21 protein-coding genes and 5 pseudogenes are annotated in these 20,129 nt (G+C 41.6%); 8 read left to right on the forward strand and 18 right to left on the reverse strand.

Features of this window, described 5'->3' with window-relative positions; translation table 11 throughout:
* Positions 1 to 147 precede the first annotated feature (147 nt).
* The 5 genes and pseudogenes from BLS16_RS15915 (at position 148) to BLS16_RS15930 (ending at position 3,845) form a co-directional block, all read left to right on the forward strand.
* Positions 148 to 384 carry a hypothetical protein gene (locus BLS16_RS15915; RefSeq protein ID WP_092334665.1) on the forward strand — a complete coding sequence of 79 codons (237 nt, stop codon included), beginning with the start codon at positions 148 to 150 and terminating at the stop codon, positions 382 to 384.
* A gap of 599 nt (positions 385 to 983) precedes the next feature.
* Positions 984 to 1,089, forward strand: a pseudogene (locus BLS16_RS23240) (MerR family transcriptional regulator); the annotation flags it as partial.
* Between the two features lie 27 nt (positions 1,090 to 1,116).
* Positions 1,117 to 2,234 (forward strand): annotated as a pseudogene (locus BLS16_RS15920) (RNA-guided endonuclease InsQ/TnpB family protein).
* A 194-nt stretch (positions 2,235 to 2,428) separates the two neighbouring features.
* A complete protein-coding gene (locus BLS16_RS15925) occupies positions 2,429 to 3,373 on the forward strand; it encodes an MBL fold metallo-hydrolase (protein ID WP_242876320.1) in 945 nt (314 codons plus the stop codon).
* A gap of 94 nt (positions 3,374 to 3,467) precedes the next feature.
* Complete coding sequence (locus tag BLS16_RS15930) at positions 3,468 to 3,845, forward strand: FAS1-like dehydratase domain-containing protein (RefSeq protein WP_092334667.1); 378 nt, start codon at positions 3,468 to 3,470, stop codon at positions 3,843 to 3,845.
* A gap of 227 nt (positions 3,846 to 4,072) precedes the next feature.
* Here BLS16_RS15930 and BLS16_RS15935 read toward each other — a convergent pair whose 3' ends face one another.
* The 6 genes and pseudogenes from BLS16_RS15935 to BLS16_RS15960 form a co-directional block, all read right to left on the reverse strand.
* On the reverse strand, positions 4,073 to 4,255 hold the full coding sequence (locus BLS16_RS15935) for a type II toxin-antitoxin system RelE/ParE family toxin (RefSeq protein WP_092334668.1): 183 nt from the start codon (positions 4,253 to 4,255) through the stop codon (positions 4,073 to 4,075).
* Positions 4,254 to 4,385: pseudogene (locus BLS16_RS15940) on the reverse strand (NYN domain-containing protein); the annotation flags it as partial. The gene BLS16_RS15935 and the pseudogene BLS16_RS15940, both read right to left, overlap by 2 nt.
* Before the next feature lie 441 nt (positions 4,386 to 4,826).
* Complete coding sequence (locus BLS16_RS15945; RefSeq protein ID WP_242876321.1) at positions 4,827 to 5,141, reverse strand: RpnC/YadD family protein; 315 nt, start codon at positions 5,139 to 5,141, stop codon at positions 4,827 to 4,829.
* A gap of 199 nt (positions 5,142 to 5,340) precedes the next feature.
* Positions 5,341 to 5,886: a dihydrofolate reductase family protein gene (locus BLS16_RS15950; RefSeq protein WP_092334669.1), complete on the reverse strand. Its 546-nt coding sequence runs from the start codon at positions 5,884 to 5,886 to the stop codon at positions 5,341 to 5,343.
* A gap of 152 nt (positions 5,887 to 6,038) precedes the next feature.
* Positions 6,039 to 6,500, reverse strand: a complete 462-nt coding sequence (locus BLS16_RS15955; protein WP_242876322.1) for a radical SAM protein — start codon at positions 6,498 to 6,500, stop codon at positions 6,039 to 6,041.
* 131 nt (positions 6,501 to 6,631) lie between these two features.
* Positions 6,632 to 7,621, reverse strand: a complete 990-nt coding sequence (locus BLS16_RS15960) for a nucleotidyltransferase family protein (RefSeq protein WP_092334712.1) — start codon at positions 7,619 to 7,621, stop codon at positions 6,632 to 6,634.
* A 110-nt stretch (positions 7,622 to 7,731) separates the two neighbouring features.
* Between BLS16_RS15960 and BLS16_RS24670 the strand changes: the two genes are divergently transcribed.
* On the forward strand, positions 7,732 to 7,857 hold the full coding sequence (locus BLS16_RS24670; protein ID WP_282433761.1) for a hypothetical protein: 126 nt from the start codon (positions 7,732 to 7,734) through the stop codon (positions 7,855 to 7,857).
* Between the two features lie 327 nt (positions 7,858 to 8,184).
* Here the strand turns inward: BLS16_RS24670 and BLS16_RS15965 are convergent, their stop codons facing one another.
* The 7 genes and pseudogenes from BLS16_RS15965 to alr form a co-directional block, all read right to left on the reverse strand.
* Positions 8,185 to 9,090 carry an Mph(B) family macrolide 2'-phosphotransferase gene (locus BLS16_RS15965; RefSeq protein ID WP_092334670.1) on the reverse strand — a complete coding sequence of 302 codons (906 nt, stop codon included), beginning with the start codon at positions 9,088 to 9,090 and terminating at the stop codon, positions 8,185 to 8,187.
* A 23-nt stretch (positions 9,091 to 9,113) separates the two neighbouring features.
* Positions 9,114 to 9,737, reverse strand: a complete 624-nt coding sequence (locus tag BLS16_RS15970) for a TetR/AcrR family transcriptional regulator (RefSeq protein WP_092334671.1) — start codon at positions 9,735 to 9,737, stop codon at positions 9,114 to 9,116.
* A 384-nt stretch (positions 9,738 to 10,121) separates the two neighbouring features.
* A complete protein-coding gene (locus BLS16_RS15975) occupies positions 10,122 to 11,159 on the reverse strand; it encodes a virulence RhuM family protein (protein ID WP_092334672.1) in 1,038 nt (345 codons plus the stop codon).
* Between the two features lie 315 nt (positions 11,160 to 11,474).
* Entirely contained in the window at positions 11,475 to 11,594 is a 120-nt protein-coding gene (locus BLS16_RS24675) for a DUF3102 domain-containing protein (protein ID WP_345788538.1), read from the reverse strand.
* A 105-nt stretch (positions 11,595 to 11,699) separates the two neighbouring features.
* Positions 11,700 to 11,864 (reverse strand): annotated as a pseudogene (locus BLS16_RS15985) (hypothetical protein); the annotation flags it as partial.
* 315 nt (positions 11,865 to 12,179) lie between these two features.
* Complete coding sequence (locus BLS16_RS15990) at positions 12,180 to 12,773, reverse strand: DUF4829 domain-containing protein (protein ID WP_207649766.1); 594 nt, start codon at positions 12,771 to 12,773, stop codon at positions 12,180 to 12,182.
* 37 nt (positions 12,774 to 12,810) lie between these two features.
* On the reverse strand, positions 12,811 to 14,001 hold the full coding sequence (alr, locus tag BLS16_RS15995) for an alanine racemase (protein WP_092334674.1): 1,191 nt from the start codon (positions 13,999 to 14,001) through the stop codon (positions 12,811 to 12,813).
* 240 nt (positions 14,002 to 14,241) lie between these two features.
* Between alr and BLS16_RS16000 the strand changes: the two genes are divergently transcribed.
* Together BLS16_RS16000 and BLS16_RS23745 are read left to right on the forward strand one after the other, a co-directional pair.
* Positions 14,242 to 15,021 carry a methyltransferase domain-containing protein gene (locus BLS16_RS16000; RefSeq protein ID WP_092334675.1) on the forward strand — a complete coding sequence of 260 codons (780 nt, stop codon included), beginning with the start codon at positions 14,242 to 14,244 and terminating at the stop codon, positions 15,019 to 15,021.
* A gap of 167 nt (positions 15,022 to 15,188) precedes the next feature.
* Entirely contained in the window at positions 15,189 to 15,449 is a 261-nt protein-coding gene (locus BLS16_RS23745) for a hypothetical protein (protein WP_176786198.1), read from the forward strand.
* On the opposite strand, the gene BLS16_RS16005 is transcribed toward BLS16_RS23745, so the two are convergent.
* The 5 genes and pseudogenes from BLS16_RS16005 to BLS16_RS16025 form a co-directional block, all read right to left on the reverse strand.
* Positions 15,439 to 16,083 (reverse strand): GNAT family N-acetyltransferase, encoded by a 645-nt coding sequence (locus BLS16_RS16005; RefSeq protein WP_092334713.1) that lies wholly within the window; start codon positions 16,081 to 16,083, stop codon positions 15,439 to 15,441. The two genes, BLS16_RS23745 and BLS16_RS16005, sit on opposite strands and share 11 nt — an antisense overlap.
* A gap of 95 nt (positions 16,084 to 16,178) precedes the next feature.
* A complete protein-coding gene (locus tag BLS16_RS16010) occupies positions 16,179 to 18,848 on the reverse strand; it encodes a winged helix-turn-helix domain-containing protein (RefSeq protein ID WP_092334676.1) in 2,670 nt (889 codons plus the stop codon).
* A 275-nt stretch (positions 18,849 to 19,123) separates the two neighbouring features.
* A pseudogene (locus tag BLS16_RS16015) lies at positions 19,124 to 19,300 on the reverse strand (hypothetical protein); the annotation flags it as partial.
* A 386-nt stretch (positions 19,301 to 19,686) separates the two neighbouring features.
* Positions 19,687 to 19,893, reverse strand: coding sequence for a hypothetical protein (locus tag BLS16_RS16020; RefSeq protein ID WP_092334677.1), 207 nt, complete (start codon positions 19,891 to 19,893; stop codon positions 19,687 to 19,689).
* 31 nt (positions 19,894 to 19,924) lie between these two features.
* Positions 19,925 to 20,125, reverse strand: a complete 201-nt coding sequence (locus BLS16_RS16025; RefSeq protein ID WP_092334678.1) for a hypothetical protein — start codon at positions 20,123 to 20,125, stop codon at positions 19,925 to 19,927.
* Positions 20,126 to 20,129 lie beyond the last annotated feature (4 nt).

Here is a 20,129-nt window from a genome sequence, read left to right on the forward strand (position 1 = left end):
AGATGAAAGATGAAACCTTTGTTCGGATGTGGTGTCTCTATCTTAACTCTTGTGCTACTTCCTTCCATTGCGGTGACATAAGTGGTGATTAGTTATAGAATTAAATTATAAGGTACCTTGATATGAAAACACCGAAGGATGATTATTATGTTCAAAAATCGTTCACACATGAACTATCAGAAAAACAGGCAGAACCATCACCGTTTTGGTCAACATGGTTTTGATAAGCAGTATTTCCATTCCAAAGCAAATACTGAAGGTCAAGCAAGTCCTGCTTCTTCCTCTCAATGCCCGCTCTGTAAGAATTCTTGTCCACTTACAGCCCTTAGCTGCGAACGCGGAGAAGCCTATTCTCAAAGTCTTGTTAATGAAAGTAAAGGGTAATTATGAAGGAATTATCTCTTACCAGTAGCCTGTATACTTTGTTTCATCGATGCTTCAATCTCATTGGAAGAAGCCACCATCGTTAGGGCAGATGCATCCAGACCGAAGTTATTTACACTTTGATTATTGGCAATCTTTGCACTGTCCTGTCATATTGCATTGAAGCCCCCTTCCTTCCAACCGAATGAGGGGGGCAGTTACTTAACGTAACCGAAACTATAGGACTTAGAAGGTATTTTCTTCCACCTTTAACTCGCTCTTCAACTCAAAACCAAAATGCGTTGGTGTGAAACATCTCTACCAACGCATTAAATATTTCTTCAAAAATTCTTCAAGCAGTGATTCTCTGGAGTAAGGCCACGGGTTCACCCCCTTCTATAGAAAATTAGATACAGCTCAATTATAGTAATTTGTTCTGAATACTCAAACAAATTACTATAATTGCCTCAGTAGTACTGCTATAATGTGAATATGAATTATCTTCCAACAGCATTAAAGGAGGGATAAAACTGTAGCCGAAAATATACAAAACCCTATAAGATCCTATTGATAATTTATAATGCTGTTGGTGTACAGTTACCAATAGAGGTGCTTTTGAATTGTACTATTATTCAATTGGTGAATTTGCTAAACTTATTGGTAAGACGGAACAAACATTAAGAAACTGGGATAAAAAATAACACGCTAAAACCCCACCATATTGCTCGAAGATGATCAAGGAGTTGCTTGAGAATGATACTGGGGAAGAAAGTTAGACTCAAGCCCACCGAAGGACAGGAACATCAACTGTGGAAATCTTCAGGAACTGCAAGATGGGCGTATAACTGGGCATTGGATCAACAAGAAAAAAACTATGCTAAGGGTGGCAAGTTTCTTTCGGATCATGTTCTAAGAAAAGAATTAACCCAATTAAAGCAAACGGAAGAGTTTTCTTGGCTTTATGATGTTTCCAACAATATCACGAAACAAGCGATCAAAGATGCTTGTGATGCTTACAAGAAATTTTTTAAGAAACTTGCCAATAAACCAAAATTCAAGAGTCGAAAGAAATCAAAACCGTCTTTCTACAATGATGTTGTGAAATTGAAAGTTAAAGCTGGAATTGTTCTGATTGAGAAAGTTGGATGGATCAAAAGTTCAGAGCAGTTACCGATCGGTGTGAACTACACTAATCCTAGAGTTTCGTTTGACGGAAAGTATTGGTATCTATCCCTAGGAATTGAGCAGGAACAAAGCACAGACCCATTGACAAGTGAAGTCATTGGTATTGATGTTGGGGTGAAAGAACTTGCAGTTTGCTCTAACGGCATGATATTCAAGAATATTAATAAATCTGGAGTTGTCAAAAAGCTAGAGAAACGGCTTCGTAGGTTGCAACGTAAAGTTTCTCGTAAATATGAACTAAATAAGGAGGGAAGCCGTTTCGTCAAAACCTGCAACATTATAAAAGTGGAAAAGCAACTTCGTATACTCCATCGAAGGTTAAATGGGATAAGAAATAATCATATCCATCAAGCCACTAATGCAATTGTGAAAACCAAACCTTGCAAAGTGGTTATGGAAACTTTGAATATCAAGGTATGATGAAAAATCGACATCTATCGAAAGCCATTGCCAAGCAAAAACTGTATGACTTTAAGTCAAAGCTTCAATACAAATGTGAGATGCAGGGCATTGAACTCGTTGAGACAGACAAATGGTTTCCATCGAGTAAGCTGTGTTCCGGTTGTGGGGCTATAAAGCAAGACTTAAAATTGTCAGACAGAGTGTACAAGTGTAAGTGTGGTTTAGCGATTGATAGAGATTTTAATGCTTCCATTAATCTTTCGAGATATAAATTAGTAGTCTAGTCACCTAAAAAAGACACTACTAATGTGTACGATTCGTTGCATCGGAATTTAAGCCTGTGGAGTGTTATATCAAACGAAAGTAGTCTTCGGACAAAATCGGACACAATGAATCAGGAAGCAAACAAAGCTTTTTATATACTTTTATAAAGTTTTGGCAACGGGCATAACCCATGTGTCAAGAAATACGACCCAATTTGTTTAGAATAGAAATTCCACTGCCGAAAAATCCACTTAAGGCTCTAAATTCCTATGTGATCAAGGGGCCGGAACGTAATCTCATTATCGATACAGGGATGAACCGGGAAGAATGTCTTAAGGCAATGCAGGCTGGCTTAATTGAGCTGTCGGTGAATCTGAATGTCACTGACTTCTTTATTACCCACCTTCATGCAGATCATTTAGGTCTTGTGGCCAACTTGGCCTCTTCTACATCGAAAATATACTTTAACGGGCCCGATGCCGAGTTGATAAAATTCCCATCTTGGGAAGAAGAGAAACACTTCGCTAAGATATTCGGGTTTCCCGAAGATGAACTTGAAGCGGCCATTGCAATGCATCCTGGTTTTAAATACGGGAATACCAAAAAGGTAGACTTTGAAATCCTTAAGCAGGATGACGTTTTGAGCATCGGTGACTACAGCTTTAAGTGCATTGAGACTCCGGGACATTCTCCCGGACACATGTGCCTCTACGACTCAAGTAAAAAAATTCTTGTGTCAGGGGACCATATTCTTAGCAATATAACCCCAAACATTTCCCTTTGGGGCGATGATTGGGATCCCTTAGGTGTTTATTTAAAAAGTTTAGACAAAGTGAGTATCCTCGACGTGGAACTTGTTTTACCAGGTCACAGAGCGCTCATTACCTCCTGCAGGGAAAGAATTCAGGAACTTAAGCTGCACCATCAGGAACGGGTGGATGAGATTCTTGCTATATTAAGCAGAGGTAATTTGAATGGTTACCAAGTCGCTGCTCAGATGACTTGGGATATGACATATGAGTCATGGGAGATGTTTCCGGTTACGCAGAAATGGTTTGCAACAGGGGAAGCGATTGCTCATCTCAAATATTTGGAAGGTAAGGGCAAAGTTAGAAGAGAGACTCAGCAGGGGAAACTAGTTTATACCTTGGCAAAATAATATATTGTCGGGAACTTCATCTGGCCATTCGTTTAACGAGTTCTAAAAAGTCTGTCCGCTGTCAATATAAATAGTCGATTGGGAGATGGGTTTTATGAATTTAAAAGTAGGCGATGTTTTTGCTTATCAAAAAACGTTTACAGAACAAGAAATATTGCAGTTTGGAGAACTAACTGGAGATAAGGGAAGCCACCATATTGAGAGAGATGACCAAGGTAGACTCATGGCACAAGGGTTGCTCACTGCTTCTGTCGGAACAAAAATCGGCGGTGACTTAAATTATATCGCACGAGAGATGGTCAGTGAGTTCATTCGCCCTGTCTTTTCAGGAGACACAATTACATGTGAACTAACTATCACGAAAGCCGACCAAAAGGAAGGCTTCACTGAAGTTGCCATGAAATCCTTTTACAAAAATCAACACGGTAAAGAAGTGCTTGTTGGAAACAGTTACGGGATTATCCGTGATTAGTTTAGCCTTCAAACACTTGTGTTGAGCAGGTCTATTGAGTATCAATCATTAGGCCTCTTTTGTGTTCTCTTCGGTTAATGATCAATGACGAATTTTATTAAAAATTCACTGCTTGAAAGATACAATAATATTTTACTTAAAGGCCACAATTTGTTCCAACAAATGCTTAAATATCCATGCGGAAAACGCAAAAAGCCGATTTTCCTTACTTGCAGGAGAATCAGCTTTTATTTATATATGCCTCTACGATTATCAATAGTCAATATATATACGATTTGTTCCGTATGATTAATTTCGAAAATCACTCTGTATGTACCGACTCGCAAACGCATTAACTTTTCTTTACCCTTTAAAGGCTTAATATCACCAATCTGTGGCCGAATGACTAAACCGGCTAATGCTTTACGAATACGTTCCTGCCTCTCTTAACCGAGCGGCCAACTTTGTAAATTTACTATCACTTGAAACAATACAAAAACCGTCTACATTATTTGAAGATAGAATATCCATTGCAGGGATTATTAACGCTAAATCCGAAGCCGCTGCAAATGGCTTTTGAAAGGGAGGTTTGGAAATTCGGGCTATTCCGTCTTTCCGTAAGCTAGCTTAATCCCCGTTAAAAAGGGCAATTTCGCAAAACCTCGTCACCCACTTCCGCAACGACCTCCCGCCAGAGCTGCACAGGCTGCCGGGCCAATTCTGCCGGAACTATCTCCGTTAAACGGATTTGCCTGAATTCACTCCTCCTGATTTTGAGATGCTGGAATATCATATGCAATTTCCAGCAATCTGTCAGGGGGAATTCCCAGGAGGATAATTACCTGGCACGCAATTATCTTTTTTCCTCTTCAGTTATATTCAGAAATTCCGCAGAAAAGGTCCTCACCGTTTCGATGAGAGCCGAATGATTAGGACACAACAGTTCTTAACTAAATTACCCTGGGCTGCTTAGTTCAGCCCAGGGTAATTTAGTTTCTGTGGTCAATTCATGATTTTCCTAATTTCCTCTTCACTCAGTCCTGTAGCCTTTATAATCATATCGATTCCCATACCTAGCCTCAGCAAATTTTCTGCCACTTCCAGCTTACCCTTCTCCATGCCCTTTTCTATGCCTTTCTCTATACCCTTTTCCATGCCCTTTTCTATGCCTTTCTCTATACCCTTTTCCATGCCTTTTTCCATGCCTTCTGTGATTAGCTTTTCCGCAATAGTCATAACGACTTCACTCCTTTCCAAAGAAATCTCTTTAGCTAGCTCGTAGACCGTCCGAAACTCCAAATCATTCCTGGCATTCATGATGTAACGGATAAAAGTCTCAAAGTATTCCGGCCCATTGCCTTAGTTTTCCAGCTGATTAAAAGCCATGATAGATTCTTCTAAAGTCTTCAGAAATACCGTGTAGTCCTGTTCAAAGATGGCCGCCATTAACTCAGTATTAAGCACAACAAGGCTTCCCTGAAACCTCCTAAACCCGTGATTTTGTTTAGCATTATGACTATCCTCCGGAAAATTCATTCGTACCTTCCGCAGCCTGTTGCACCTCATATTCGAGGAGAAGCATCCCACTGGGATAGGCGCGGTGCCGGACGAGCGCCAAGCGCCGATGTCCCCCGTGCGGGGAGAGCAACTGCACCCCACCTCCCAGAAGGATCGGTATGATCGCCGGTTCGACCGTATCAACCAGATTCCAGGCGAGAAGTTGGGAGAAGAGATTTCCTCCGCCGTAGAGCCAGATATCTCGACCAGGTTGCGCACGAAGCTCTCGAACTCGTGCTTCAAGGCCCTCGCTCACGATCTCGACATCAGGATGATCCACTGGCCGAAGCGACCGCGAGACGACGATCACTTGCTTTCCGCGAAAACTCTCGCCCGATCCGCGTACGATCTCGTACGTGCGTCGCCCCATCAGCAACGTGTCGAATTGCGCATACAGCGCCTCAAAGTCGAACGAGGGCTCTGGCGTTATCCAGTTAAAATCATCGTTTGGTCCCGCGATGTAGCCATCCAGGCTACATGCGACCTGGTATCGCACCCGCCTCATACGATTATCACCTCCAACTTGATTCACTCTTGTCCAACTGAAAGGACCTATGTCGTCAACGTTTTAGGACTACCGGAGTGCACAATAATTCCGATATAGGTATTATTTACGAAATAGGTTCGCAAATACAGATGGATGTGAATACCACGTGATTACAAATAACGGGGATCAGCCCGCGTAAAACTGTCCTCTGAAACATTAAGCAACCGGTCGAGTTCGGCAAGCATGGTGGGTTTATCTGCCGGCAGCTCACCGTTGATCCAGGCAAAGTTGGAAACATGGTCACTCATAAGCTGACCAGGTGCCCGTAAGTTCTCGACAAGGAGGCGAGTCTCCCTGATTGCGGCATGGGGACTCAGCAGCCGGAATTTACCCTGCTGGTATTCTTCACCCAAAGGCGTTCCTTCAGCCGGATTATATGTGCGTAAACGTGTAAAATCCGGGGCGATGGCGTTTAGTACCCGGGCGCTTTCCAGGGCATGTTCCTGGGAACGCTCATTTCCGCCAATCCCAATTAGTATGTATTCACTCAATTCCATACCCGCTTCTTTCACTTTTCGCCCATTCTCAATCATCTCTGCCGCCGTAAAACCCTTTTGAATATTCGCCAGCACGATATCGTCTCCACTTTCTACGCCCGCAACCGTTGCAATTCCGCCAAAGTTTTCTTTCAGCAGTCTAACCGGCTGCTTTTTTATTGCCTAAAAACACTGATTTATCTAGTTTAAACTTGCTCAGCAATTAATTAATCTATAAGGTCATTTTGGAATTTTGAAAGATGCTCGTACGGAAGAATAAGTCTTCCACGGTAGAGGCCGCAACCATCGTTGATAAGGGAATTATTCATTGCCGAAAACATATTTACATCCAATTTTGACAATTCAAGCTGCTGCAACATGATACCTCTTTCATATGCATCATCAAAATAAATATTTTCTCCTTTGGGAATTGCATCTCGTTTAACTCTTTCACTTTCCTGTCGCTTTTCGTAACCTAAATGATTGGCAGGACCAATTTCAGCAAAATCGTCCATTTCTTTGGTACGAAGTTGTACTTCCACATAACAACGGGCAATGTTATCATAAAAAGTTATATGCAGCGAACGATAGCCGCTAGACTCTGGATTTGCAACGTAATCTCTATAGTATGGGCTTACGCTCTCTCTTAACAAGGGCGATTTTTTCTGACCTATAAATGAAGACAGTTCTGCGGTAAATCCGCGTTCCTCAAGGAAACCAAGCAACTTGTTGGCAACATCATATAGATATTTATTTTCTTCATCCGCGCAAATCTCACCTTCTTTTAAATGACATTTGGGAAGAGAAATCACGATTCGGTAGGCAATCAGGTCCCGAAAACAGCTTAAATAGTTTTTCAGTTCAGGAAGAGACGGATAATTGCCATGTTTAATATAATACTCGTAAATATATTCTACGATGTATCCGTTAAATTTTGCTTCCGCGCGTATCAGAGATTTAATTCGGCCCTTAAAAGTAAAGGCAAGAAAAGGATATTCATTTGCCATAAGTTTATAGAATTCCCGAATCCGCTGAGACTGGGAAGTCAGGAATTCGTTGTGCTGCAAAAGTTCCGCAATTTGAAGCAGAAAATTACAGTGCAAAAGATCAATCTGATTATGAGTTTCTTTCGCCGACTGTTTCAAATCCTCAGCATATCTCTGTAATATCTTTAGAACGGTATCGCCTGAGTATAAATAATCATTTAATTTTTTCACAGCTGCACTTTCCTTTCCTGTAAGGTTTTCCAAAACGATATTCCGATTTTCATAGCAATCAAAAGTCTAAATTATTAAAGCGATATTTCCTATTATAAACGAGTGAGTAAATGAATGAGAAGGGATCAAATACATTTATGCTGAATCAGCGCGAAGATTTTACTTATCGGCCTTTAAAGGATACAGATTCAAAAATGGTTCCGATACCGGATATAGCTGGGGTTCCAGAGATGTAACTTTATTGGTACCAGAAATTGTAGGCGATAAAAGTAGAGATCATTGCAGGCTTGAGCTAATTTGGAGATTTGGGCTTTTCCGTCTTTCAGTAAGCTAGCTTAATTTCCGTCAAAACGGGCAATATCGCCAAACCTTGAAATGGGCCTGTCGCAAAACGTTTATATATAAACGTTTTGCGACAGGCCCTAATTTTTAGGAAAAGAGCAAAATAAAGGAACTTCATCTTTTCTTGCATTTTAGCCTCATGGTTTTGGGTGGACTTCCAATTTGGTGCCATCAATAAACACGCTGTTCCTTCCGAAAAATTAGTGGAAATGAAATTGCTTTTAATTGTTTATTTCCAACGCTTTCTTTGCCATCTGTACATATTCTTCAACACCAGATACCATTGCAAACTCAGCAATTGAAACCGGATATGCCGCGACCAGTTCAATAATATGCTCTTTCATTTTAGGCCAGTAATAACCTCCAGCTTCTTTATAAGCAATTATTAAAGCTTCTAGTCCTTCTTCTCCAAAAGCCTTGTAGTTGAAAACAAAGTCATTTGAGATATCTGTAACTTTAGCTTCAGTCCAGTCGATCAATCCAGTCACATTAGCCTCTTTATCAATCATAGTATGGCCTGCATGAACATCTCCATGAATCAGTCCAGTTTTCTTTGGCCACATTTCATCATCATTAATCCATGACTGCCATCTGTTCCATAGTTTCTCACCTACACCGATTTTTATTTTCACATCATCCATACGCTGCTTCATTGATTTTCTCGCTTCTTCAGGTGTTTGCACTATTAGTCCAAATTCTGTAGCTTTATCACTAGGTATGCTATGAAGCTCTGCTAACACTCTTCCAAGAGACATGTGAAATGATTCCGGAACATTGTTAATATCTATCTCCCAAACATAGTTTCCTATATTATGATCAATCGTTCCTGCTGGCACACCATCTAACTTCTTGTATGCTATTAGCTCATCTGTGTAAATAATCCATTTTGGTGCCTGAAAAGATTTAACATACTGATTAACCAAATCTAATGCTTGTTTTTCTACCCTTGTTCTAGGCATAACATCTTCACGCCTAGGCAATCTAAGAACCCAATCCATTCCACTTTCATCTTGTGCAAATACAACTTGAAAATCAAGTCCGGATTCATTAAACTGCATTGTTTCTTCCTTTAGAATAAGATTATGTTTTTTAGCTATTTCAATAACTTGTTTCATATCTGCACTCATTCAAATCACTCCGGTCAAAAATTTTATTCATAAATTTGCTGCATGCTTTGATACTGAGTAATTTGATTAGTAACCGCTTCAAAAAGTAACTCTCTAATCTTTTCATAATTATATTGCTGTAAATCACCCTTTTGAGAGCCTATTAATAATGCTGATCTTAAAACTCCAGCTATAACACCTGGGTCTTCATAAATAATCTCCTTAGTGTCTTGGCGAGACTTTATAAACTCCATAAGAGGGACAATGCTTCTTAAATGTTCTGACCCAACATACTCTGGATTTAACTTTCTAGATACAAGTTTATACTCCTCAATGTCGTAAACCAGCCTTTGAGTTAAAATCTTAGATTCTAGTTCCAAAGCCATCATATTTAAGTACATTTTTATAGCTAAACGTATATCTTCAGTAGCTATAACCTTTGGCCAAACCTGCTTTTCAATTTGCTCCCCCTCATGTGCTAACAATTCCATATATAGCATTTCTTTTGATTCAAAAAAAATATAAAAAGAACTTTTTGCAATGCCAACTGATGAAGTAATATCCTCAAGAGAAGTACTTTTGAAGCCTTTAGCTATAAAAAAACGATAGGCAACTTTAAGCAATTCTTCTCGAATTTTTTCTCTTTCCAACTCTGTAAATTTTGCCATAACCTAAACTGCCTCCTTGCCCCACAAACATAAAAACAAATTATTTATTTGTTTTTATGTTAGCATAGAACATTTTGCAAATCAAGTACAGTTATTTATCATCCATCCTATCTCCGTAACCCAACGCATTCATCTATTCTTTCTCTACTCGACCCTACCCTAATTTTAGTTACATTTTTCACTAAAACTAAACCCTCGATATGTTCCCGCAGACACACATCAAGGGTTTAAGTTGAGTTGATATATTTACTTTTAACCCTTCCAATCAATTCCTACACATTAATTCCCAAGATTCTCAACTGTTCATTGAACTTAGCTTCAAGCTCGGCGATTTCTAGTTTATCTTGCTCTAATTGCTTATTTACTTCATCAAGATCTTATTTTTTACATTTTGCCTTTCTCGAAACTATCAACCAATCTATCGAAATCTGACTGAAAAAGCCTGTCCTGAGTGACACGGTATTTTTCAAATTCGCTCTCCGCAAATTCTTTGGCAATAGCAGCAGTCACCTTTCCCGCGTTCTCTAAAACGTCCTTTTCATTGAACTGGAGAAAAGCATTGAGCTTCTTGGCCCAGTCTTCCATAGTCATGGGAATATTTCTTTCCGCTTGGCTTTCAGCGTAATCGAGATACATCGTAACAAACCGGTCCAATGATTTGATTTCTTTTTCTGTGAGATAGTTTTTGGCAATAGAAACATCGCTTTTTACAATTTTGCCATACGGCGCATTTTTCCAGGTGGTCAGGCCCATATGATCTTTTGTGTTGTCCGCTCTGTTATAAATGACTTCTGCAGCTGTGCTTCCATGGATCGCATAATGCAGTTTGTTTTGAACGGTTTTAAAGAAATCCTTTGTTAACTTTGTATGCGGGTTATAATCGATTGCGGTAGCATAAATATCCGTGATCTTTTGATAGAACCTTCTTTCACTGGCCCGGATTTCTCTTATTTCCTCCAGTAAATGCTCGAAATATTCCTCGTTCAAGAAGGTCCCGTTTTTTAATCTTTCTTTATCCAAAACATATCCTCGGATGGCGAAAGTACGTAATACGCCGGTAGCCCATTGGCGAAACTGGGTTGCTCTGAGTGAATTCACGCGGTACCCGACTGAAATAATGGCGTCAAGGTTGTAAAACTTTGTATTATACTCTTTCCCATCAGCTCCAGTATGTCGGAATTCCCGACATACTGAATTTTTGTCAAGCTCTCCCTCATTGAAAATATTTTGCAAATGCTCAGTAATCGTATTTCTACTTTTATCAAAAAGCTCAGCAATCAATTTTTGGGTGAGCCAAACTGTTTCATCTTCAACTCGAACTTCTATTGTGTTTTCGTTTGCTTGTGAAGTGAATATTAAAAATTCTGCTGTACTATTTCTGATTTGCAGTTTATTCTGGGCTTTTTTCTTATTATCCTTCACAGCAACCCCTCCAAATATAGTAAATAATTATCATAACATAATAGTAAAACCAAACATATGTTCAAGTCAACTGCTAACATATATTTGGCCTCAAAAATTCACTCACACTCATAAATATTTTAATGAAATCCTAACCTTAAATTCAACATCACTTATCGTCAAAAAACAATATATTTCGCAGCGCACCGTTCACGGGAACATATCCACCGACACACCACAGCCACTCTAACTAAATAACATCTATCTTAATTCAAAATTACTTCAAGCATGTTTAAAACGGCTGACCAATCTGCCTGGTCAGCCATTTTCCTCAGTTTAAACCTTCTTGGCTTGGTCCCTGTCTTTCAGGACCTGCTTCAGCCCCTGTTTCGTCATGCCGACAGCATCGTTTTGAGCCAGAAACTCCTCCCGCTCCTCCTCTGGTAATACCAACAAGAGGACGACCTAGGTGTATGTCAAATTGGTCACCAGTGACCAATTTGAACTGCTCTGTCCGTCAAAGAAGTTTGGTCACAACTACAAACTCCGTTTTATTTAGGCCTAATCGCCGAAGTCCGCCCAGTTAGCCGGGATGGTTATGGCTTGGGGCGTGACTTGGGTTACTGTTCCTGAGATGCTGGCGTGGATGTTGGCTCCCAGGGCGCCTGCCGGGATTTCTCCGATCCGTTGGCCTGCTTCCACTACGTCCCCTTCTTTGATTACTGCCGCTGCCTCTTGATGTAGACCCCAGCCAGATTCTGACCTTTAAATGATTATATTGGAAAAGAAAAGAGCACTTTCACCATGGCAGCGGTGAAAGTGCTCTTTTTGTTTTCGACTCACTAAAATCGTCGTAGGAATTCCTATTTTGCAGCCAGTAATTAAATTACTTGAAAACGCTTTAAAGCCTCCTTGGTTACATCAACCTTTTCTAGTGTCGGGCATTTTATCGGCTGTTTTAATACCTCTACTGCATTGGGGTGCGTCATGCATTGACAATCCTAAACCCTTGCTGGATTTCACTTTCCTTCAAACAATTCCTTATTCAAAGTAATCCATTCCGGTACCGTCAATTTTCCAATTCCCCCCATTATTTTCCCTGATTAAATAATAGGCGAAATCATACTCCCCACTATCAATAGCTTCTATTGTTTGATCTTTGAATTCTACAGAATATCTAACCTTATATACAATTAAATTCTTTCTTTCTAGATCCTTAAATCCGGCGCGATAACTATAATTTCTCTCATCTTCAAGTAATTTTATTTCCAATAATTTAATGCTGGCTAAATTAAACAATCTGAAGTCTGAGTCAGCATATTTAGAAGAATACAATTCTCTTACTTTTTCCAGATTATGTTCATTTTCATAAAAAAATTTATCCCGGATAACATTTTCTGAATCTCTCAAATCTTTCTTGCTATATTGAATAATGCCGGAATCGTTTACTTGAGTTTTGTCAAGTTGCTGAACAACGAGAAATATGCTCAAGCCTATTAAGGCCAAAGCTAAAAATAAATATATAATTTTTTTACTCTTATGCATAATCACCCTTCTTCTCGCAACCAAAATTGACAGTATCCAATCAATACGTATTGTCTCTCCATCTACAATAGAATTAATACGAACATCCACATTGTATGATTTGATCTAAAGGGTATAATCCGGAAATTTAACCAAAAATCCGCTTAAATTCTTTTACCGTATAATCATTTACTTTTTTATTTTCTCTGCCCAAAGCTACAAGAATTTCATAACACCCAGCTTTATCAGCCAGAACCTTCAGGTCTACATTAGGCCCCACAACTTCCGCATACTTGGCATTTGCTAAAACATCCGCTGGGACATCGGTCACATCAATGGTTGAAGCATCCAGGGATATTTTTCCCATCACGGGAGTCCTGTAACCATCGATGCACATGTACACCCCTTTTGGATCGCTATCAAGCTCACTTAACGTTCTTAAGTAACCGTCCTTATACCCAATATGCACCAGAGCCATCTTCGTATCTCTTTTAGTTACAAATGCCCCTCCATATCCCACGGTTTGTCCTTTCGGAATCTTCTTGATCTGAGATATTTTGGCGTAAATTTCTATAGTGTGCTTTGCTTCAGGTGAGATAGGATGAGACGCATTGGGCGCTCCCCCCACCAATCCAATCCCTGGTCGGATCATATCAAAGTTTACTTGTTGATTGTCCAACAATATAACGCTATCAGTGCAGGCAAAGGTAATTGGCGCTTTGGGAAGTTTGGCCAGATAGTTTTTCAGGATCTCAATTTGCTTATGGCAATTAGTGAAATCATTTCCTTTGATATCATAAAAGTGACTCATGTAAAAATGCACTTCGAGATCGGAAAGGTATTCGTTATAATTATTGCTTAAAATTTCGATCTCATCATCAAGTAAGCCAAGGCGGTTCATATGAGTATCAAGATGGATGATTACTGAGCCTTTCCCATTGTCTCGGCAAAATTCATTCCATCTAGACAGTTGCTCTAAACAATTCACACAAGGAATAATGTTATATTCTTTGAAGTATTGTTCTTCATTGCTAAGAATTCCAGCCAGAGTATATATTTGGGCATCCTTTTGAGGCAAGATTTCTCTTAAGCTTATCGCCTCATAGAGTTCGGCAACAAAGAAATACCTCGCGCCGACATTGTATAAAGCCGGAGCCACATCAATCATTTGCAGTCCATGAACTTCTGCTTTTAAGACGGCGGCACAAATAGAATTGGTTTTCTCCGCCTTATTCTTAAATAACAGGTAATTCTGGACTACGGCATCAATGTCTCTGATGCGTACAATTGGCTTGAAACCAAATGCTTGATCCGGAATAGCTCTAAAGGAATCAGTCATTTTTCATATCTCTCTTCTCTTTTGGGTGGCTTTTTCTTAAAACTTGTTTTCACCCTGTCTATATACAGTACACCATTTCATAAGCAAGATATAGTACCCTTCAGTTTGGTAATGATGTTTTTATGTTTCATAATCCGTAACTACTCTTTCATCTCTTACCTTGGTAACGAATTCCGAAATCTTCAAATGGGCATTTGAATATTTAAGCAATATTTCTTATTATTATAAACGAGGGAGTAAATGAATGAGAAGGGATTGAAGGCATTTATGATAAATCAGCGCGAAGATTTTACTTATCGGCTTTTAATGGATGCAGGTATTAAAAAAGGGTTCCGGATACTGGATGTAGGCTGCGGTTCCGGAGATGTAACTTTATTGGCAGCAGAAATTGTGGGCGATGACGGTGAAGTAATTGGCTTTGATACAAACGAGGCAGCACTTGACATAGCTCGAAATGCCGCTGTCGAAAGGCGCATCATTAATGCTAAATTTATTAAGGCTGAAATTAGCGGGTTGCCGCAAGACATTGGGCGGTTTGATGCGATTATTGGACGCAGAGTTCTGATGTATCAACCAGATGCAACTCACAGTGTTAAGAGTCTTCTGCCCTATCTGAAAACAAATGGGTTAGTTGTTTTTCAGGAGAGCGATTCAATAGGATCATTTAAAAATATGTATTTACCGCTACATACACAAGCTCAAGCCTGGATTTGGGATACCGTGGCAAAAGAAGGCGGTAATGTTCATATTGGCTCAAATCTATATTGCGTATTTAAGCAGGCTGGATTAACGATTGCCCAGGTAAGGGCGGAAGCCGTTTTACAAACACCTGAAACAGGCAGCGATCTTGCGTGGGTCGTAAAGATGATGCTGCCCCGGATCATCCAATCCGGTACTGCTAATCAAAAGGAAATCGATATTGATTTATTGGAAGAAAGACTAAACGCTGAACGGCAAAATGCAGATGCAGTTTTTGTGAGGGATATGACCTTTGGTATCTGGGGAACAATGCAGGCTTGAGCTAATTCATGATTGGCGGCATCGATAACAGACTCTATAACATACCATCGGCAGAGATAGCGACATAAGCGGCTCCTTTGGCATTGTCCGTTCAGCGGAACAACCTGATCTGATGTAAGATCCCAATCCCTCAAATCCAGAACACCCTGCTGAGACGGTTCCCCTTTGTGGGCTTTTTTATCCGTGGTTTTGCAAGAGCCCAAAAAGCAAAAGAAAGCAGCCGAGACTCACTGCAACAACTCCCTATCCTGCCTTGGCGGGATGGTGCACCACCGTCCCGGTTCTTTCATTTTCTTAGTATTTTCGATGGCTACAAATACGGCTTTGGCAATGGCTTCCTCCAGGCAGGCGGTGACGATTTCTTTCTGGAACCTCCTTTTCGCCGGAGCAGCACTTACCCTTATACCACCAAAAAACTCACTGTATAATCGAATGGCTGTGAATAAAGAATTCTTCCTGACTTGGCTGGTATTTTTTCTCCAGGCTTTCCAAATCCTCGTCAAAGCGCCTTGCTTCTTGTTCATCTATTTCAAATACAGGACTTTGATAGTAAACCCATTTTCTTCCGTCCAAGACATCCGGTTTGAGTTCTTTTACCATCATTGCCGCGGGATATGTCCCATTTTCATGACAGACATTGTACTTTTTGCAACTCTTAAAACCACTGCTTACATAATTATTCGGATTTCCAAATATCACAATCACATCATAATCAAGTGCGGCCGCCTGTTCAAAGGAATACTCCATTAGTTTTTTTCCATATCCCTTTCTCTGATATTCTGGCAAAATGCAAACTGGACCGAAAGTAAGGATGTCTTTTTCTTCCCCAGACTCATCCATTAGTTTTGTTTTCGTATACATGATATTCCCGATGATCTGATTATCAACTTCAATCACCAGATCCAACTCCGTCAGAAAGTCTTTGTGGGATCGCATAACATGAACCAAATAGTGTTCATTGCACCCAGGGATATATAAATTCCAAAAAGATTTCCTTGTTATTTCTTCTACTCTCTCATAATCTGCTTCTTCTTCATTCCTAATCTCAATCATTTTATTCACCTCTGCTAATTTACCTAAGACCAATTTTCTGTGCTTTTTGTTACGCTATCTGCTCAGCAAATTCCTGTTTGTAGCTGCAAAATAGGGAAAGATGATCAGAGATCACCTTGTTTTAAAAGCCCCCAACGCCGAGCCTGAGCCGCTGCCTGAGTGCGGCTCCCCACCCCCAGTTTGCCGAAGATGTTTTTAACATGCCACTTCACAGTCCCCAGAGAGATATATAATTGCGTTGCGATCTCTTCATTGGATAGTCCCTCCGCCACCAGCCGTAAAACCTCCAACTCACGCTGGGTCAACGCCTCAATCATCACCGAAGCAGGTAGGGAGGAAATAAGCTTAGGGTCTGAGTGCTTGGACTGATCGCTAAAATACCCTAAGAGCGGGGTAAGGAACTCCGGCTTGGCAGCCTGAACAGCGAGCAATAGTTCTCTGACCTCTGATCCTTCCCCCAGAAAAGGACGGAGGTATCCTTCCGGGGCGGCAAAGTCTACCGCTTCTTTCATCAAGCTGATTGCTTCCTCTTGGCGGCCCCAAGCCTGTAAAACTACAGAGGAGAGAACATTTACATAAACTAGTCTGCCCTTTCTTCCTTTTGCCAGGTCAAACTGCCGGAGGTTATTTAATAACTCCCAGGCCTGCTCTAAGCGCCCTATTCTGAATAATATTCTGGCCAAAACCAGATAGAGTATTTCTTTAAAAGAGGTGATGCTGTCTGCCGGAGTCAAGGTTGAAGATTCCAGCCAGGTCATTGCCCCGGTCAAATCTCCCTGTTTTAATAATAGATGTGCCTCAAAGGCCTTATATCTATCCCAAATAATCGGGAAAGCTTGGGCATCCGTATCGGCCTTCGCTTCCTTCAGGAGATCCCAGGCAGTCTGAATATCTCCCAAAGTCCAGTAAATGAGGGCCAGGGTCTGTTCGGCATCACCGCCCAATATTCTGTTTAAGCCTAAGGGGCGGCTCGCCCTGATTCCCTGTTCCAGCAAGTCTCGGGCTTCCTCCAGGTTGTTGCCTTCGTACTGAAGAATTCCCAGGGGAATATATAACAATTCTGCCATGGGCAAAGGTTTGCCCTGACTGTCTGCATATTCCTGCAAGCCCAGCTTACACAGTTTCATGGACTCCCTGCGCTCACCCTGAATCACTAAATTCATAGTGATATCCAGCAAAGCCCCCAGACCGGTAAACATATGCCCGGCCCGGCGCGCAGTGTCATAAGCCCTGTACAGAGTCGCGGTGGACTCCGGCATAGGGTCATTTTTCCTTTGGGCGTGACCTAGGGACAGGAGGGCTATTTCCAGGAAAAAAGGGTCTGAACCACCTAGCTTCTCGATAGCTGATAAGGCAATTTCCTTGGTCCGGGGGTCTTCCCGATAATTAGCGATCCAACCTCTCAGGGCCAATAGTCTTCCTGCCGTCAGGGGATCACTGTTTTCCTGATTTATCCCTTCCGTCCTTTGCAAGTAGTGGACTGCCTCTTCGCTTTTACCCAGTAAGAATAAAGACCAAGCTTTGTAACCCACAAATTCCGGATTAGTCTCCACCTGTTCAGCCGGCAGCAAGTTGAGCCATTCGAGAAGAGTGACCATTTCTCCCCTTTGAAAGACCTGAGCAGCTTGGGATCTTAGTAAATCGCCGGCCAAATCGTAACTCCCGGCGGCCAGAGCATATTTAATACCCTCTTCCCCTAGGCCATTGTCAGCAAACCAATGGACCGCTTGCTGCTGAAGGCAGATTTGTTCGGATTTCCTTAGCTCCGTACGGAGAAACTGGGCAAACAAGTGATGATACCTGTACCAGCGGCCTTCACTGTCCAAAGGGATCAGAAACAAGTTAGCCTGTTCTAACTGAGCAATGATGGTTTTGGCGTTACTCTCACCGGTTAATACATCTCCCAATTCCGCATTGAATCGATCCAGGACTGCCGTGCGGGTGAGAAAGTTCTGTATGCGAGGGTCAGTACGCTTAATAACTTCTTCCATGAGAAAATCGATAATATAACGGTGATGACCGCTAAAGCCCTTAATGAATTGGCCTGCCTGTTCCGCAGCCAATCCCCTGAGAGAGAGCGCAGCCAGTTGCAAGCCGGCAATCCAGCCTTCGGTACGAGCTTCAAGGGCTGCAACTTCTTCATCTTTCAGCTTGACACCGGCAGAAGCTGTGAAGAAGTCCATGGACTCGTTCAGATCAAAGCGCAGATCATTCAGGCGAATTTCAGTCAGCTGGTTGCGAACCCGTAAACGCGGCAGGGAGAGTGCAGGATCTTCTCTGGTTATCATTACCAGATGCAAGCCGTAGGGATGATGATCCAATAAAGTTTGGACTGCTTGGAAAATAGTTTCGTTCTTTATCTCCTGAAAATCATCCAAAACAAGAACAAAGGGCTGGGAGGCCGCCAGGATCTCATTGAGGAGGGTAACCGCCACAGCGGGGGCCGGCAGCAGGCCTGATCCGGATAACAGCCGAGCAGTCTCTTGTCCGATTTTTAAATCAATAGTTTGCAAAGCGGCAATTAGATACGAAAAAAACCTCACCGGGTCATTGTCCAGTTCATCCAGGGAAAGCCAGGCCTTAGCCCGGTCAAGTCCCGCAAGCCAATTTGTGACCAAGGTAGTTTTTCCATACCCCGCGGGGGCTGAGATCAAGGCAAAGGGTCTGCCCGTTAAAAGCCCTTCATCAAGTCGCTCTAATAGCCTCTTCCGCCCAATTAACCCCGGGCAGGGTTTGGGCACATGAATTTTGGTTTTTAGCAATAGATTTGCCAAATTAGTAGCCCCTTTACCATTCTCAATTTACCATTCCTTCTATTCTAATATTTCTTACCAACAACCGCTTTTCCTTCACTGACTTATGATAAGGGTGAAATTTTTTCTTCCCAAAGAACCCTTGGCCGGCACCAAGGCTGGTCCAGCCAAAGCCGGGATATTTTTCTGACTAAGCAATTTAAGCCCCTAACATACTTAAAAGCGAGTAGATATCCTAGCTAAAAGATGATCTACTCGGCTTTTTATCCATAAGTAATTAGTTCTTCAGCGAAAAGTCAGATTTTAAACAGCGAAATATTCCGCGACCCGCTCATCTCCCGGAATTCCCGGAGGAAAAGGGCCTGGCAGCAGGTCAAATTCGCCTGCGCCGGCGAATTTGACCTGCTGCCGTCATCACCGGAAGTAAACTGTTGAGCTCCATATTCTTCGAAGATCTGAATCAGCCTGCCGGTTGTGCGCCGGGATCAAATGGTGCACCGGTGCACCATTTGGTCTCTCGGTTTGGACAAAGATGCTTCCCTACATCACCCTTGCGGGATTGCTCAAAGTCCGAGTTGGATATTAAAGCGAAAAAATCCTGAGATTCCGGTTGCCTGAAAGGAAAAAGGGGAGTTGGGCAATCCCTAATTATAGTATACGCAAAGGGGCTTCGGATGGAACAGGCAGCAAATCTATACTTTCCTAAATATTAAAGAAAACTTGGCTGGTGCCCGGAGACACTGTCTTCGCAGGTATTAGCCTTTCTTGCAGTATGCAACGAAAAGTTATACTTTCTGACTGTACAAAAAAGCTGTCCAGCAGGACAGCCCAAACTTGTTAGCATAACTAATTTACAGTTTCAACTCCGCATAGCCTTGAAGTAAAGCAGACCTATGGTCAAAAGCGTAATTACTACGGTGGCCACCCCCAGATTAATGTGAAAGTTAATCGCCTCATCAGGTACTGCCAGAGTAGCTTTCTGAGTTTTTATCCAGAGACCGCAAATTAAGACAGCCAGTAATAATAACCCCGATAATGAAGACATTATGATAGTAATAATTCTCATTTTTTCACCCTCAATAATATATAGTTGTATGTCAATCCTGCCGTTTTACCGCCAGCAACTGTAAGCCCATATCTCTAACTCTATTTAAAATGCCGTGTAAAGCGGCTTGATCTGCAACTTCCCCTGCCAGACGGCTTTTCCCTCCGGAAAGTTGGGTGATCTCAAGTCCCGCAAACCAATCTGCCCGACGCGGATCTAGGTGTCCATTGACTATTATCTCGTAATATTCCATCTGC

The organism is Desulfosporosinus hippei DSM 8344 (genome assembly GCF_900100785.1).
GTDB lineage: Bacteria > Bacillota > Desulfitobacteriia > Desulfitobacteriales > Desulfitobacteriaceae > Desulfosporosinus > Desulfosporosinus hippei.

Bases quoted from the DNA above. Each gene is read 5' to 3' on its own strand.
- BLS16_RS15915 (WP_092334665.1), top strand. From the start codon at position 148: ATGTTCAAAAATCGTTCACACATGAACTATCAGAAAAACAGGCAGAAC.
- BLS16_RS15930 (WP_092334667.1), top strand. From the start codon at position 3,468: ATGAATTTAAAAGTAGGCGATGTTTTTGCTTATCAAAAAACGTTTACA.
- BLS16_RS15945 (WP_242876321.1), bottom strand. From the start codon at position 5,141: ATGAATGCCAGGAATGATTTGGAGTTTCGGACGGTCTACGAGCTAGCT.
- BLS16_RS15950 (WP_092334669.1), bottom strand. From the start codon at position 5,886: ATGAGGCGGGTGCGATACCAGGTCGCATGTAGCCTGGATGGCTACATC.
- BLS16_RS24670 (WP_282433761.1), top strand. From the start codon at position 7,732: ATGAATGAGAAGGGATCAAATACATTTATGCTGAATCAGCGCGAAGAT.
- BLS16_RS15965 (WP_092334670.1), bottom strand. From the start codon at position 9,090: ATGAGTGCAGATATGAAACAAGTTATTGAAATAGCTAAAAAACATAAT.
- BLS16_RS15970 (WP_092334671.1), bottom strand. From the start codon at position 9,737: ATGGCAAAATTTACAGAGTTGGAAAGAGAAAAAATTCGAGAAGAATTG.
- alr (WP_092334674.1), bottom strand. From the start codon at position 14,001: ATGACTGATTCCTTTAGAGCTATTCCGGATCAAGCATTTGGTTTCAAG.
- BLS16_RS16000 (WP_092334675.1), top strand. From the start codon at position 14,242: ATGAATGAGAAGGGATTGAAGGCATTTATGATAAATCAGCGCGAAGAT.
- BLS16_RS16020 (WP_092334677.1), bottom strand. From the start codon at position 19,893: ATGAGAATTATTACTATCATAATGTCTTCATTATCGGGGTTATTATTA.
- BLS16_RS16025 (WP_092334678.1), bottom strand. From the start codon at position 20,125: ATGGAATATTACGAGATAATAGTCAATGGACACCTAGATCCGCGTCGG.